The sequence below is a fragment of the Coprococcus sp. AM11-30B genome, from assembly GCF_027674365.1.
GTDB lineage: Bacteria > Bacillota > Clostridia > Lachnospirales > Lachnospiraceae > Allocoprococcus > Allocoprococcus comes.
In genome coordinates, this window is sequence record NZ_JAQDVB010000023.1 from 434 (window position 1) to 15,426 (window position 14,993).

Here is a 14,993-nt window from a genome sequence, read left to right on the forward strand (position 1 = left end):
CTGTACCGGGCATCTGCTTACGGACAGATCGCCATCATGTTCCCGATGATCATTTCGGTAAAAGAAGTGAAGCAGATCAAGGAGATCATCGAAGAGGTCAAAGCAGAGCTTCGTGAGGCACAGATCCCGTTCCGTGAGGATGTGGAACTGGGAATCATGATCGAGACACCGGCCGCCGTTATGATGAGCCGTGAGCTTGCAAAAGAAGTGGATTTCTTCAGCGTAGGAACCAACGATCTGACTCAGTACACGCTGGCGATCGACCGTCAGAATCAGAAGCTGGATGCCTTCTACGATCCGCACCACCCGGCAGTCCTTGCAATGATCCGCATGGCAGCCGAAAATGCCCACGCAGAAGGAAAATGGATCGGAATCTGTGGCGAACTCGGAGCCGATCTCGAACTGACGGAAGAATTCCTTGCCATGGGACTGGACGAATTATCTGTCTCTCCTGCAATGGTACTTCCGCTCAGAAAGAAGATCAGAGAGAGCAAATAGTTGCGGTATACAGCTACTATGAACAGTAATAGCGAATAAGAGTTAGAAATCAGAGAGAAAGTAATGTGTTTACTTTCTCTCTTTTTTTTGCTAAAATATTCTCTGCTACAAGAAAAATGTGCGAGGATATTTTAAGGAGTGAGAGGGAATATCCGAGACAGACAGCAGGAGGAAAACAATATGTTGGAAAAGGTGTTTAAGCTTAAAGAAAATCACACCGACGTCAAAACTGAGATTCTTGCAGGTATTACGACATTTATGACGATGGCGTATATCCTGGCAGTCAATCCAAGCATTCTTTCCGCAGCGGGTATGGATCAGGGGGCAGTCTTTACTGCAACAGCACTTGCATCACTGATCGGTACGCTGTGTATGGCAGCATTCGCAAATTATCCATTTGCACTTGCACCTGGTATGGGACTGAATGCTTACTTTGCTTATACTGTAGTAATCGGTATGAACTACTCATGGCAGACTGCACTGACTGCAGTATTTGCAGAGGGTATTATCTTCATTATTCTTTCCCTGACGAATGTCAGAGAGGCGATCTTCAATGCGATCCCAGTTTGTCTTAAGACAGCAGTCAGCGTTGGTATCGGATTATTTATTGCATTTCTTGGACTTCAGAATGCCAATATCGTTGTCGGAGGATCTACTCTGGTACAGCTCTTCTCTGTAGATGCATATAATCAGGCAAATGGAGTGGAAGCAAGCTTCAATAACGTTGGAATTACTGTACTTCTTGCAATCATAGGTGTGCTGATCACAGCAATCATGGTGATTAAGAACATCAAAGGAAATATCCTTTGGGGTATCTTGATCACATGGATACTTGGAATCATCTGCCAGATAGCAGGTCTTTATGTACCGAATCCGGAGATCGGATTCTACAGTCTGCTTCCGGATTTCAGTTCCGGACTTGCAATTCCAAGCCTTGCACCGGTATTTGGAAAGCTTGATTTTAAGAATGTATTTTCACTGGAATTCGTTGTTGTAGTATTTGCATTCCTTTTCGTAGATCTTTTTGATACACTCGGAACTCTGATCGGTGTATCTACAAAGGCAGGCATGCTTGACAAAGACGGAAAGCTTCCGAGAATTAAAGGGGCACTGATGGCAGATGCAGTTGCAACTACAGTTGGAGCAGTACTCGGAACTTCTACAACAACAACATTCGTAGAGAGTGCTTCTGGTGTAACAGAAGGAGGACGTACAGGTTTAACATCCCTGACAACAGCGATCCTGTTTGGAATTTCCCTTTTCTTATCACCAATCTTTCTTGCAATTCCGTCCTTTGCGACAGCTCCGGCACTAATCATCGTCGGCTTCTATATGCTGAGCAATGTGGCAGGAATTAACTTCAGTGATTACAGCGAAGGAATTCCGTGCTTTATCTGTATCGCGGCAATGCCATTCTGCTACAGTATTTCAGAAGGTATTTCCATGGGAGTGATTTCTTATGTAGTAATCAACGTACTTACAGGAAAAGCAAAAGAAAAGAAGATCAGTGTACTGATGTATGTACTGGTGATACTGTTTATCCTGAAATATATTTTCTTATAAGATGATGATACCAGGGTCAAAAAGGTCAGAAAGCCGATGCAAGCTTGCTTAGCAATGGAGCAATCTGATTACATCAGTGAGCGGCAAAATTTATTTTTGACACTCACATCATAAGATAAAAAGAATATGGGGATATGTGAAAGCATAGGGACTGTCCGGTAATGGATAGGATTCTGTGCTTTTTGCGTGTCAGAATCGGTGCCGGGTGAGATACTTTGGATTGACTAGCACCCGTACAAATTGCTATAATGGAAAAAGACAAAACAGAGAATCACAGGGGAAAATATATGAATTTACTGACAATGGAACATGTATCCAAAGCCTATACGGATCGTGTGCTTCTGGATGATGTGGGATTTGGAATCAACAAAAATGAAAAAATCGGTGTGATCGGAGTCAACGGAATGGGTAAATCCACTTTGCTGAAAATCGTTGCCGGAATCGAAGAAAGTGATGCCGGAACGATCAGCATGGGGAATCAGGTGAAGATCTGCTATCTTCCGCAGACGCCGGTATTTGAAGCAGGAACAACAATTCTTCGCGCGGCAACAGAAGGAAATTATGATGAGCTGAACCGCTGGACGATCGAGGCAGAAGCAAAGTCTATGCTGAATCAGCTTGGATTTACCGATTATGCTGAAAAGATTGAGCATATGTCCGGCGGACAGAAGAAAAGGGTGGCACTTGTCCGGGCACTTTTAACACCGGCAGACATTCTGGTCCTTGACGAACCGACGAACCATTTGGACAATGAGATGTCCGAATGGCTGGAAGAATATCTGATCCAGTTCCGGGGAGCGATCCTGATGGTTACGCATGACCGTTATTTCCTGGACCGTGTGGTAAATCGTATCGTGGAAGTTGATCATGGGAAATTATATAACTATCCAGGCAATTATTCCGAGTTTGTGCGTCTGAAAGCCGAGCGTCAGAACATGGAGCTTGCCACAGAACGTAAGAGAAAAAGCCTTTTGCGTACGGAGCTGGAATGGCTACACCGCGGCGCAAGGGCGAGAAGTACCAAACAGAAAGCGCATATTGACCGGATTCATGCTATGCAGGAAATGAAAGATATTCAGGAAGAAAAGCGAGTAATGCTGGATTCTGTGGCTTCCCGTATGGGGAATAAAACAATTGAACTTTCCGGAATCTGCAAATCTTATGGAGAAAAGAAGCTGATCGAAGATTTCTCTTATATTTTTCTGAAGAAAGACCGAATCGGAATTATTGGACATAATGGATGTGGAAAATCGACGCTGCTCAAGATTATCAACGGGATCATAAAACCGGATGTCGGAACTATTGAAATTGGACAGACAATCAAGATTGGCTATTTCTCGCAGGAGAATGAATATATGGATGAATCCAAGCGTGTCATTGATTATGTAAAAGAAGCAGGTGAGTACATTGCAACTTCTGACGGGAAGATTACCGCGTCCCAGATGTTGGAACGATTTCTTTTTGACGGGGCAATGCAGTGGTCGCGGATCGAAAAGTTATCCGGAGGCGAGAAACGGAGACTTTATCTACTACGTGTTTTGATGGAAGCACCAAATGTACTGATCCTGGATGAGCCAACCAATGATCTGGATATCCAGACGCTGACAATCCTGGAGGATTATCTGGATCATTTTGATGGTATTATTCTGATTGTATCCCATGACCGGTACTTCCTGGATCGTACTGTCAGTCGTATTTTTGCATTTAATGGAGGTGGAAAAATCCGCCAGTCGGAAGGTGGATACTCCGATTATCTGATCCGTGTGGAGCTTGAAAAACCGAAAGACGGACAGACAATTGCAGAAAATATGTCAGATGCAGCTTCTGCACAGACCGGTGAGTCTGACAGCAAAAAGACCTGGAAGCAGCGGGAGAAAAAGCTGAAATTTTCTTATAAAGAACAGCGGGAATACGAGACGATCGATGAGGATATCGCAAAGCTGGAAGAGAAGATCGAAAAGCTGGATCGGGAGATGGTTAAGAATGCCACCAATTCCGTGAAGTTGTCCGAACTTATGAAAGAGAAGGAAGAAACAGAGACAACACTGGAAGAAAAGATGGACAGATGGGTGTACTTGAATGATCTTGCTGAGCAGATAGAAAACCAGTAAAGTGATTGACAGATTTACAGATGATAAAGTATAGGTAGTGAGAATCATATCAATGTATTCAAAGGAGGAGAGGCATATGATGTGGAATAGAGCAGAACTTAAAATGAGAGGTAATATGGCATTTAAGAAGAATTATGTGTCAGCCGTTGTAGTTGCGCTTCTGATGGGAATCTTTGGCACAGTCTCTGGCGAATCCAGTGCAAGACGGGTAAGTGAGAATTCAGATATATATAGTGGAAATTTATTTAATGTGGGAATGATTACCGGATTGCTTGCAGGAATCGCAACGGTAGTAATACTGATTGTCCTTGTGGCAAAAGTATTTGTAGGTAATCTCCTGAAAATGGGTGGATACCGGTTCTTTATCCTGAACCAGACTGCACAGCCGGGAATCGGAACATTGCTTGACGGTTTCCGTTCCGGACATTATGTTAATATTGTTCTTACCATGTTTTTAAGAGATTTATTTACTGCACTTTGGAGTCTGCTTTTGGTGGTACCTGGAATCGTTAAGCATTATGAATATCTGATGGTACCATATATTATTGCTGAGAATCCGGCAATGGATTACAAAGAAGCATTCCAGATCAGTAAACAGATGATGGATGGAGAAAAAATGGAAGCATTTATCATGGATCTGTCATTCCTTGGATGGTATCTGCTGAGTGCGGTTACCTGTGGACTTCTTGCAATTTTTTATGTAAATCCGTATGTACAGGCATCCTTTGCGGAGATGTACACATTCAATAAGCAGAAGGCTTATCAGGAGGGATATATCCGGTAAGAGTTTCAGAAGGATAAATTTTAAAATGTAAGAATAGAGCGCAGACGCTGGCTTAAAATGAAGCGTCTGCGCTTTTATTTAGTGGGCGGCCTTCTCCGCAAAGGTAGTCGTAACTAGTTCTTCATAAGGAACACGCTCTTTCAGCTCACCGGAGTTTTCCAGAATATCCTGCAGCAGATTGAAGCTTTCTTCGTTGAAGATCAGATCCGATTTCCAGGTGTCTTGTTCGTAGTAACGGCTGACAATGGTTGTAATTGTAGCGAGATCGGTTTCCTTGAACTGTGGTGCAATGACTTTTGCAATCTCTTCCGGAGTATGGGACTGAACGAAATCCATTCCTTTTTGCAGGGCATTGGTGAATTTCTGGATGATGTTCGGATTAGCATTCAGATAACTTGTTTTGGCACTATAGGCGGTGTATGGGACATAGCCGGAATCAACGCCGAGAGAAGCAACGACATAACCGGAATTTTCCGCTTCAAGGGCAGTAGCGCTCGGTTCAAATTCGATGGTATAGTCTGCCTGCCCACCGGAAAATGCAGCAGCGGTTGAACCGAAATCAATACTCTGGTTGATAGAAAGATCCTTCTGTGGATTAATTCCGTTTTTTTTCAAAATATATTCAAAGACCATTTCCGGCATGCCACCTTTTCTTCCGCCAAGAACGTCTTTTCCTTTCAGATCATCCCATGAAAAATCCGGCATTTCTTCACGTGCGACCAGAAAGTTTCCGGCGCGCTGCGTAAGCTGCGCGAAGTTTTTGATGACATCATTTGCACCCTCCTGGTAAGTATAAATCGAAGATTCACTTCCCATAAAGCCAATATCTGCCTCACCGGAGAGGACGGCGGTCATAACTTTATCCGCCCCAAAACCAGTAACAAGAGTCAAATTAATTCCTTCATCCGCAAAATACCCATTTTCAATCGCAACGTATTGCGGGGCATAGAAGATAGAATGGGCGACTTCGTTCAGTGTCACAGAGACAGGAGAAGAATTGGTGTCATGATTGGCTTGGGAAGTGACGGTTTCAGCTTTAGGATTCGTAGCATTATCATCGGCAGGTGCAGAGCTGCAGGCTGATAAAAGGCCGACAGTTATAGCAGAAACAAAAAGTAAGGATATAAAATTTTTTTTCATAAGTCCTCCTGGGTGGTATAACATTCTCATTTAAGATATGCAAAAAATGTGAAATTGGTGTTTTTATCTGATAGCCAATCGCTCTCCGCTGAAGATTTTGAAACTCCAGAACAACCTGCAACTAAAAGTCCCTTATTTTATCATATAATTTATCCGAGTAATATGGCAGATAAATAATAGCAAAAGTATAAGCCATATGTTTCGATTCGGTTAAGTCATTTGTCCTTTTTTCACCATAATATTTGCTCATAAGTGGCTGACTTCCATCACCTACGCCCTGCAATATCAGGTTGATGATCACCAGTGAAATATTAGGAGTCAGAGCAAGTCCGAAAGGGGCGAGTCCTGCCTTAAAAATTGATTTGTATAGAGAACCGAATTCACCAGTATTTGCACAAATTTCCAGTTTTTTTTTACCACAAAATGCACAAGAACCGAAAACGGTTTGTTGATTAATTTGTCCCAAGAGAGTAAACTGAAACATAAGACATTTGGTGTGTGTGTATTTGAGAAAAACTGATAAAATAATGGAGGTGCGGTTATGGGATTCTGGATTTTTATGCTTATAATGGATTTACTGATTCCGTTTACAATGATCGGTTTCGGAAAAATGTTTTTGAAAAAAGCACCGGATCAGATCAATTATGTGTTTGGTTACAGAACGTCAATGTCAATGAAGAATCAAGACACCTGGGTATTTGCACATCATTATTGCGGAAAGATCTGGTATATCTGTGGACTTATTCTTTTGGTGGTATCTTTAATTGTGTTACTTCTGGTTATGGGAAAGTCTAATGATGCCATAGGAAATGTCGGTGGAATTCTGTGTGTATTTCAGATGATTCCACTGGTGGGTTCGATCATACCGACGGAGATTGCACTCAGGAAAAATTTTGATAAATATGGAAATAAAAGATAAATCAGGAGGATGCCATGAAAATAGCAGTATTTTTCCCAGGCATTGGTTATCATTGTGATAAGCCACTTTTGTACTATGCAAGAAAACTGGTTCAGGAATATGGATATGAAAAGATAGTCATGCAGGAGTATTCCTATAATGGCAAAAATATACGCGGCGATAAAAAGAAAATGCAAGAGGCATTTGAGTGCTTGTATGCGCAGGCAGAAAAGAAGCTTGAAGAAATCGCATTTGACGAGTACAGTGAAGTTTTATTTATTTCCAAAAGCGTAGGAACCATTATTGCATCCGCTTATGCTGAGAAATATAAGATAAAATGCTGCCAGATTTTGTATACCCCGCTTGAACAGACTTTTATGTTTGAACATGATGATGCAATTGCATTTATTGGAACTGCGGATCCGTGGAGCGATGTAAAAAAAGTAATTGCATGTTCAAAGAATCAGGCAGTTCCGATTTATGTGTATGAGGATGCCAATCATTCATTGGAAAAAGAAAATATTTTACAAAACATTGATATCCTGAAAAACGTAATGGAAAAGACACAGAAGTATTTGCGGTAGCTATTCCAGGAAAGCGAACCCATTTGCACTGGAGGTGTCGAATAAATCCCGTACAATCCGGATAACGTCGTGTGCATAGGATGGAAGATATCCTCCATGACGGTGTGCCACTGGGAAGGGGAGTTAAATAGGAAAAGCCTATTTTTTACCAGAAAGATCAGAAAAAAACTGATAGAGTAAAAAAATCAGGTTGTGGAGGAGAAGATGAGATTAAGGAATATCCTGATTGTCGTAAAAGACATTGAAAAATCAAAGAAATTCTATCATGATCTGTTTGGTCTGGATATCATTCTGGACAATGATGGAAACGTTATTCTGACAGAAGGACTTGTTTTACAGGACGAAAAAGTCTGGAAGGATGTTACAGGAAAAGAAGTTGTCCCGGAGAATAATTCCTGTGAACTTTATTTTGAAGAGCGGAATATTGAAGCATTTACTGAAAAATTAGAAAAACTGTATCCGGAAACCAAATATGTCACCAGGCTGATGACGTACAGCTGGGGACAGAAAGTGATCCGTTTTTATGATCTGGACGGCAATCTGATTGAAGTTAGGACACCGATGCGGGGATAAAGAGAAAATAACATACATCAGGAGGACAACAAAATGGCAGCGGTACTTTTACGTGCAGCATCTCTGGCGTTTGTCATGGTTCTTGGAATTTTATTGAAAAAGACGGGAATCGTCGGCAATCCGGCAAGGGTACTCCGAAAGGTTGAAAAATAGAAAATTTACGAGGTGAGAGAAGATGAAGATAAAATCAGTTGCAGTTTTAGGTGCGGGAGCAGTAGGCTCTTATGTGATCTGGGGTCTTTCTGAAAAATCAGATATCCGGCTTGGAGTGATCGCTGAAGGAGAAAGAGCAGAACGTCTGAAAAAGAACGGATGTGCGATCAATGGCAAGACTTACCATCCGGAAGTGTGGACTCCGGATGAGGCACATGACGTGGATCTGATGGTGGTTGCTTTGAAATACGGTTCACTGGAAGGTGCTTTGGAGAGTATACAAAAAGCAACAGGCGAGCATACGGCGATCATGAGTCTGATGAACGGTATTGACAGCGAAGAGATCATTGGCAGAACAGTGGGAATGGAGCATGTGTTACCGGCACTGATCAAAGTGGCTTCACATAAAGAGGAAGACGGTTATCATTTTGATCCACCGACCACACTTGGAATCATTTTCGGAGAACCGTCCGCACCGTTCGACAGCGAGCGGGTGAAAGCAGTGGAAGAGTTATTTGCAGATACCGGGATTCATTTCCGCTCCACAGAGTATATTCAGGAAGAGATCTGGTGCAAGTTCTGCCTGAATGTGTGCAGCAATCTGCCGCAGGCGATTCTGGGAGCAGGCGTTGGATGTTACCGTGACAGCGTGCACATGAAAGCAATCAGTGACGGATTAAAAAGAGAGCTGGAAGCAGTCGCACAGGCAAAAGGAATCGATATGAGCAAGACCGAAAGCTCGTCCGGACGTGGAAGTGCGGTTCCACCGTCAGCCAGATATTCCACCTTGCAGGATCTGGATGCCGGATGCCACACGGAAATCGATATGTTCTCCGGCGCGCTTGTTCGGATGGGAAAAGAGCTTGGAATCCCGATGCCGTATAATGAATACACCTATCATATGATCAAGGCGCTGGAAGAGAAAAACGATGGTAAATTTGATTATACCGGGAAGGAAGAACTGACCTGGTCAAAGTAGAAAATATAGAGCGGGTATGTTATGCTGAAATCAGCATAAATTAAAATGTGCGATTTCGGGACGAGATGTAAGATCTGATTCTCGTAAAAAGAATAATATAAAATGAAAAAAAGAAAGAGAGAGAAAGCATGAACGAATTATATGAAGCAATTGAAAAGAAAATCAAATCATCCGGATATCCGAGACTGATTTCCGGAGAGGATGTATACGATGATATCTGTGATCAAATTGAAGGAAAGGAAAATGGAGAATATATTTTACTTTCCAAATTTGATGATGATGTCGTGTTTGAATATCATATCACGATTCAGGATGATGATTTTAATCTTGGAATCCTGACCATGAAGACACCAGAAGGCGTATTTGAAGTAGATTTTGATGAGGAATAGAAGATGAAGATTACCGTTTATCTTGGTGCAAATGAAGGAAATGTTTTCCGAACGTCTGGAATTTCTCCAGAATAATTTTTATTCTTATGGCGAATATGCCATGGTTGGAACAAAGGGCTATTGCTATGAAGGAAAAGATACGATCGAACATTTTGAAAAGCTGCGCAGCCGGGAAATCGAGCGCCTGAGGGTTTCTTTGGAGATGGCGAAAAAGGCAGGATACCAGAAATTTACCGGGATGATTTTTGTAGAAAATGAGACAAAGGATGTTTTATGCTTTTTCATGTTATAGTAGTAGTTACCAGCGTAAATATAAGGAACGGTTTCGGACAAAAAGAGCGAAACCGTTCCTTATTTGGTTGATAGAAGTCACTCACATTTCTCCGGATCAATTTTCGGCGGCTGATAATGATAGACTTCTTCGTAGGATTCCAGCTCTGCTCTGTTTGTGGGACCGACAGGAATCAGACCGGTGCAGTCCTGCGCAGATGCTGCATTAGACAGATAATCGTAGGAATCGATGATCTTCTGATTGGATTTTTTGCGGGATGAAATATCAGAATGTTTTTCTTTTTTCATGGGGACCTCCTTATTTGATATGGCACAGGCAGAAAAAAGTGAAAATCTTAAAAACTGCCGGCAGGATAAGATAAGTATGTGCTGATAGGTAGAAAGTATGTATGAAAAAAACGGTTTCTGTCTCATTTGGGTTTGAAAACTATGTGAGATAGAAAGAAAGCCGTCTGTTAAACGCATCAGGGCAAAAAATACTTGCATTCTGAGTTTAAGAAGACCATAATAGCAAAGGGATTTTTTTGAAATTATTTGAAATCAGGAATGAAGTAAGAGAGAAGCAGAGGAAAAAGGGAGTTAAAAGAAAATGGAACAAAAGCATATGTTCACAAATAAAATGATTGCAAATCTTCTAATACCGGTCGTTCTGGAACAGCTTCTGAACTCCATCATGGGAACAGCGGACACAATGATGGTAAGCAATGTGGGATCTGCGGCGATTTCAGCAGTATCGCTGGTGGATTCGATCAATGTGCTGGTGATCCAGGCGTTTTCTGCGCTGGCGGCAGGAGGTGCGATCGTCTGTGCACAGTATATCGGACAGAAGAATGTGAAGCGGGCAAATGAATCCGCAAGGCAGGTGCTGTTTATTATTACGGCAATTTCGGTTGTGATCAGCCTGATTTGTCTTGTTTTCCAAAAGCCGATGCTGCGTCTGATCTTTGGATCAGTGGAGGCGGAGGTCATGCGTGCGTCGGAAATTTATTTCTTTTACACGGCACTGTCCTTTCCGTTTATCGCAGCTTATGATTCGGCAGCATCGATTTTCAGGGCACAGGATAATACGAAAGGTCCGATGCTCATTTCCATGATATCCAATGTGATGAACATTGCAGGAAATGCAATGCTGATCTGGGGATTTCATATGGGTGTTGCAGGGGCAGCACTTGCAACTCTGATTTCACGTGTTTTCTGTGCAGTTGTAGTTCTGGCCCAGCTGCGTCAGGACAGGCAGCCGATCGTGGTGCGTGATTATCTGAAAATCCGTCCAGACTTCCGGATGATCCGGAGAATTCTAAGTATCGGTATCCCGTCAGGGGTAGAGAACAGTATGTTCCAGCTTGGAAAGCTTGCAATTCAGTCCTCCGTATCAACGCTCGGCACAGTGGCAATCGCGGCACAGGCAATGACGAGTATTCTGGAAAATCTGAATGGAATTGCAGCAATCGGAGTTGGCGTTGGGTTGATGACGATTGTTGGACAGTGTATTGGGGCTGGCAGAAAAGATGAAGCGGTTTACTATATCAAAAAGCTTTGTATGATTGCGGAAGTGATTCTGATCATCAGCTGTCTGAGTGTATTTGTACTGACAAAACCGATCACGATCCTTGGTGGTATGGAAAAAGAAAGTGCGGATATGTGTATCCATATGACGATGTGGATCACGATTGTAAAGCCATTGGTATGGATTATGGCATTTATCCCGGGCTATGGTATGCGCGCAGCCGGGGATGTGAAATTTTCAATGCTCACATCTTGCACGACGATGTGGCTGTGCCGTTTTTGCCTCAGCGTATTTATGATCCGGATAGTTGGTGTCGGAGCGATGGGCGTGTGGATCGGAATGTTTTCAGACTGGACACTCCGTGGGATTGTTTTTTCGTGGAGATTCCACAGCAGAAAGTGGCTGAAGCATCAGGTGATTTAAAATTCTTACATAGATTTTACATGGCAGATCCTTTGGATTTTACATACCTTTGTTAAGATTCTGTTAAAGGTAAGGAATTTGGAAAGGAAGATGTAAAATGAGAAAGCTGTGGGATTTCTGGAAGAATAAAAAATATGGAAAAAAGAGTATGACAGGATGGTTTCTGCTGACGAATGCATTATTGTGTGGGGTTATAGGTGCAGCACTTTGGGGAGTTGTCAGTCTGGTGGCGTTAAAAGGAATATCCTGGCTGATCATATTTGCAGGATATGCGATTGTTTTCCCGGGATTCCTCGGAGGTGTACTTTTTGCAATGAATGCGGAAACAACGATGGATGAATTAGAGATAAAATAAACAGACAGAGAAGCGGAAATATCAGAAATGGTATTTCCGCTTTTTTCGATACAAATGATGAGGATTGCGAGAGTGCAAAGCACGTAGCAATCTGGTATCAAAGGGGTCAAAATACCTTTTGCCACAACATTAAATGATGTGAATGTCAAAAGTGAATTTTGATTCTTACATCATACAAATACAAATTTACAATTTTTACAGATTGTATAGAAAGAAAATACGGAAAAGACTGGTTATTATAGAGCTGATTTGGTAAAATAAAGACAATAATAAGAAGCAGGTGATGAAATATGGACAGTCAGAAGAAAGATCCGCTCTATAAGAGTTTTGGATACGCATTGGAAGGAATTGGTACCTGTATCAAAAAAGAGCGGAATATGAAGATTCACTGTGCGGCAGCGGTGTTGGTAGTGATTGCCGGAGTGATATTGAAGATCTCATTGCTGGAATGGTGCATCTGCCTGACGCTTTTTGGGCTTATCATGGCGCTGGAGCTGGTCAATACCGCAGTAGAAGCGGTGGTCGATCTGGTGACGGAAGAGCGGAAACCACTTGCAAAGATTGCAAAAGATACAGCAGCAGGTGCGGTTCTGATTGCAGCAATTATGGCAGCGATCGCCGGGATTATTATTTTTCTACCAAAGGGGCTTACATTCCTTGGACTTTAAAGCAGATTGAAATTGTGAAAGGAGATAGACGTTATGGGAAGCTTAGGAGATGGAGTTAAGAAAGTATTACTTGCAGGGATTGGTACAGTAGCAGTAACTGCAGAAAAGTCGAAAGAAGTTCTGGATAAGATGGCAGAACGTGGAGAAGCAGCTGTAGAACAGGGAAAAGTTCTGAATCAGGAACTTCGCCACAATATCAAGAAGACCGTAAAAGAAAATGTCAATGTTTCTGTTAAGACATCTTCACCGGAAGAACTGGATGAGCTGCTTGATAAGATGACACCGGAGCAGATTGAACAGCTCAAAGAAAGAATTTATGAACGTGAAGCAGCAGTTTCAGAAGAAGAAACAAAAGAAGTAGAAGAAGTTGTAGAACAGACAGGAGAGACGGCTGAAACTGTTGGAACAGAGACGGCAGAGGAAGCAGCAAAAGAAGTCGACGCAATTGAATCTGGCAACGAGGGCATGAATGAGTAACAAAAACCAGCCAAAAGAGTCAAATAAATATGGTTCCAGACTGCGGGAGATGACAGCAGTCCTCAGAAAACATGGGATTACCGGTGGACTTACCCCGGAAAAGCTCCGGCTGATCCTGGAGGATCTGGGGCCGACTTATATTAAGCTTGGTCAGATCATGTCACTGCATTCCGACATTCTTCCGAAAAGCTATTGTGAAGAACTGATGCGGCTTCATTCAGAGGTGACACCGATGCCATTTGAACAGGTAGCAGAAGTGATCCGCAAGTCCTACGGTTATGAGTGGAACGAAGTGTTCCAGAGCATTGATGTGCATCCTCTGGGATCGGCATCGATCGCACAGGTCCACCGGGCGGTTCTGAAGACTGGGGAAGATGTTGTCGTCAAAGTTCAGAGGCAGGGCATCTATAAGGTAATGTCCAGAGATATCAGTCTGCTCCACAAAGCGGCAAAGCTGGTCCCGCCAGGTACGATCAAGGACATGGTGGATATTAACATGGTTCTGGACGAGCTCTGGACTGTCACCCAGCAGGAGATGAATTTCCTTCTGGAGGCAGCCAGTATGGAAGAATTTGCCCAGCGCAATCAGGATGTGGCTTTTGTTACAACGCCTCGGCTCTATCGCGAATATACGACCAACCATGTGCTAGTGATGGAATATATTGATGGATTTGCAATCAACGATAAAGAAAATCTGCTGGCAAATGGCTATGATCTGAATGAGATTGGAACAAAACTTGTAGATAATTACATTCGCCAGGTTATGGAGGATGGTTTTTTTCATGCTGATCCGCATCCAGGCAATGTGCGTATCCGTGATGGAAAGATTGTCTGGATTGATATGGGAATGATGGGAAGACTTACCGAGCGTGACCGGGAACAGATCAGCAATGCAGTCAAAGGTGTGGCAGAGAATGACATCGGTCTGATCCAGGAAGCGGTGATGGCACTTGGCGAGTTCCGCGGAAAGCCGGATCAGAGCAAGCTGTATGAAGATATCAATAATCTGATGGCAAAATATGGAACGATTGATATGGGTGATATCGATATTGCGGAAGTTATGCAAGATCTGATGGAAGTGATGAAGGAAAATAAAATTTCCATGCCTCATGGACTTACTATGCTTGCAAGAGGACTCGCCAATATGGAAGGTGTGCTTGCCGAGATCAGTCCGCAGATCAACATGGTTGAGATTGCGGCGGCACGGATGAAGGAGAGCTTTCTGACGAAGGAACAGTGGAAAAAAGAGATAAAGAATGATGCAAAAAGACTGTATCGTTCTCTTCACAAGGCAATGGATATTCCTTCCCTTGCAGCAGACATCCTGCAGGGGCATATGAAAGGACAGACCAGAGTCAATCTGGATCTTCATACTTCGGATGAGCTTTCCGGGTTGCTAAGGAGGTTGGTGCGGAATATTGTAATGGGGCTGTGGGTGATGGCACTTCTGATCAGTTCCAGCATTATCTGTACAACCAATATGCAGCCAAGGTTGTGGGGAATTCCGGCAATCGGTGCGTTTGGATATCTGATGGCATTTGCTATTGTAATGTATGTTTTTATCAAACATATCTTTTCAAAAAAATAAATAAACAGGGGG

At 42.8% G+C, this 14,993-nt stretch carries 18 protein-coding genes; 15 read left to right on the forward strand and 3 right to left on the reverse strand.

Annotated features, from left to right (window positions below):
- The 4 genes from PGU50_RS14175 to PGU50_RS14190 all read left to right on the forward strand — a co-directional run.
- Positions 1 to 498 (forward strand): aldolase/citrate lyase family protein (locus tag PGU50_RS14175; protein ID WP_270247244.1); only part of this gene is annotated, 498 nt, incomplete at its 5' end.
- Between the two features lie 180 nt (positions 499 to 678).
- Complete coding sequence (locus PGU50_RS14180; protein ID WP_270247245.1) at positions 679 to 2,061, forward strand: NCS2 family permease; 1,383 nt, start codon at positions 679 to 681, stop codon at positions 2,059 to 2,061.
- 287 nt (positions 2,062 to 2,348) lie between these two features.
- Positions 2,349 to 4,172 (forward strand): ABC-F family ATP-binding cassette domain-containing protein, encoded by a 1,824-nt coding sequence (locus PGU50_RS14185; RefSeq protein ID WP_118219852.1) that lies wholly within the window; start codon positions 2,349 to 2,351, stop codon positions 4,170 to 4,172.
- Between the two features lie 79 nt (positions 4,173 to 4,251).
- Complete coding sequence (locus PGU50_RS14190) at positions 4,252 to 4,956, forward strand: DUF975 family protein (protein WP_055157747.1); 705 nt, start codon at positions 4,252 to 4,254, stop codon at positions 4,954 to 4,956.
- 78 nt (positions 4,957 to 5,034) lie between these two features.
- Here the strand turns inward: PGU50_RS14190 and PGU50_RS14195 are convergent, their stop codons facing one another.
- Both PGU50_RS14195 and PGU50_RS14200 read right to left on the reverse strand, forming a co-directional pair.
- Positions 5,035 to 6,096 carry an ABC transporter substrate-binding protein gene (locus PGU50_RS14195; RefSeq protein ID WP_117823751.1) on the reverse strand — a complete coding sequence of 354 codons (1,062 nt, stop codon included), beginning with the start codon at positions 6,094 to 6,096 and terminating at the stop codon, positions 5,035 to 5,037.
- 121 nt (positions 6,097 to 6,217) lie between these two features.
- Complete coding sequence (locus PGU50_RS14200; protein WP_270247246.1) at positions 6,218 to 6,580, reverse strand: hypothetical protein; 363 nt, start codon at positions 6,578 to 6,580, stop codon at positions 6,218 to 6,220.
- A gap of 57 nt (positions 6,581 to 6,637) precedes the next feature.
- Here PGU50_RS14200 and PGU50_RS14205 point away from each other — a divergent pair, with 57 nt between their 5' ends.
- The 6 genes from PGU50_RS14205 to PGU50_RS14230 all read left to right on the forward strand — a co-directional run bounded on the left by PGU50_RS14205 (position 6,638) and on the right by PGU50_RS14230 (position 9,964).
- On the forward strand, positions 6,638 to 7,015 hold the full coding sequence (locus PGU50_RS14205) for an SdpI family protein (protein WP_117558887.1): 378 nt from the start codon (positions 6,638 to 6,640) through the stop codon (positions 7,013 to 7,015).
- A gap of 14 nt (positions 7,016 to 7,029) precedes the next feature.
- Complete coding sequence (locus PGU50_RS14210) at positions 7,030 to 7,578, forward strand: alpha/beta family hydrolase (protein ID WP_055249293.1); 549 nt, start codon at positions 7,030 to 7,032, stop codon at positions 7,576 to 7,578.
- A gap of 204 nt (positions 7,579 to 7,782) precedes the next feature.
- Positions 7,783 to 8,151, forward strand: a complete 369-nt coding sequence (locus tag PGU50_RS14215) for a VOC family protein (protein WP_055262281.1) — start codon at positions 7,783 to 7,785, stop codon at positions 8,149 to 8,151.
- Between the two features lie 175 nt (positions 8,152 to 8,326).
- Positions 8,327 to 9,283 (forward strand): ketopantoate reductase family protein, encoded by a 957-nt coding sequence (locus PGU50_RS14220; protein WP_117558891.1) that lies wholly within the window; start codon positions 8,327 to 8,329, stop codon positions 9,281 to 9,283.
- 128 nt (positions 9,284 to 9,411) lie between these two features.
- On the forward strand, positions 9,412 to 9,672 hold the full coding sequence (locus PGU50_RS14225) for a hypothetical protein (protein WP_008369481.1): 261 nt from the start codon (positions 9,412 to 9,414) through the stop codon (positions 9,670 to 9,672).
- Between the two features lie 31 nt (positions 9,673 to 9,703).
- Positions 9,704 to 9,964 carry a hypothetical protein gene (locus PGU50_RS14230; protein WP_117558893.1) on the forward strand — a complete coding sequence of 87 codons (261 nt, stop codon included), beginning with the start codon at positions 9,704 to 9,706 and terminating at the stop codon, positions 9,962 to 9,964.
- 77 nt (positions 9,965 to 10,041) lie between these two features.
- On the opposite strand, the gene PGU50_RS14235 is transcribed toward PGU50_RS14230, so the two are convergent.
- A complete protein-coding gene (locus PGU50_RS14235) occupies positions 10,042 to 10,251 on the reverse strand; it encodes a hypothetical protein (RefSeq protein ID WP_055262275.1) in 210 nt (69 codons plus the stop codon).
- A gap of 301 nt (positions 10,252 to 10,552) precedes the next feature.
- Between PGU50_RS14235 and PGU50_RS14240 the strand changes: the two genes are divergently transcribed.
- The 5 genes from PGU50_RS14240 (at position 10,553) to PGU50_RS14260 (ending at position 14,981) form a co-directional block, all read left to right on the forward strand.
- A complete protein-coding gene (locus PGU50_RS14240) occupies positions 10,553 to 11,893 on the forward strand; it encodes an MATE family efflux transporter (RefSeq protein WP_270247247.1) in 1,341 nt (446 codons plus the stop codon).
- A gap of 97 nt (positions 11,894 to 11,990) precedes the next feature.
- The gene (locus PGU50_RS14245; RefSeq protein ID WP_055249282.1) at positions 11,991 to 12,248 is read left to right on the forward strand and encodes a hypothetical protein; all 258 of its coding nucleotides are present in this window, start codon (positions 11,991 to 11,993) and stop codon (positions 12,246 to 12,248) included.
- Positions 12,249 to 12,538: 290 nt separating this feature from the next.
- The gene (locus PGU50_RS14250; protein ID WP_270247248.1) at positions 12,539 to 12,916 is read left to right on the forward strand and encodes a diacylglycerol kinase family protein; all 378 of its coding nucleotides are present in this window, start codon (positions 12,539 to 12,541) and stop codon (positions 12,914 to 12,916) included.
- A 33-nt stretch (positions 12,917 to 12,949) separates the two neighbouring features.
- Positions 12,950 to 13,393 (forward strand): phasin family protein, encoded by a 444-nt coding sequence (locus PGU50_RS14255; protein ID WP_270247249.1) that lies wholly within the window; start codon positions 12,950 to 12,952, stop codon positions 13,391 to 13,393.
- A complete protein-coding gene (locus PGU50_RS14260) occupies positions 13,386 to 14,981 on the forward strand; it encodes an ABC1 kinase family protein (protein ID WP_022220317.1) in 1,596 nt (531 codons plus the stop codon). The genes PGU50_RS14255 and PGU50_RS14260 overlap by 8 nt, the downstream gene beginning before the upstream one ends.
- Positions 14,982 to 14,993: the final 12 nt, after the last annotated feature.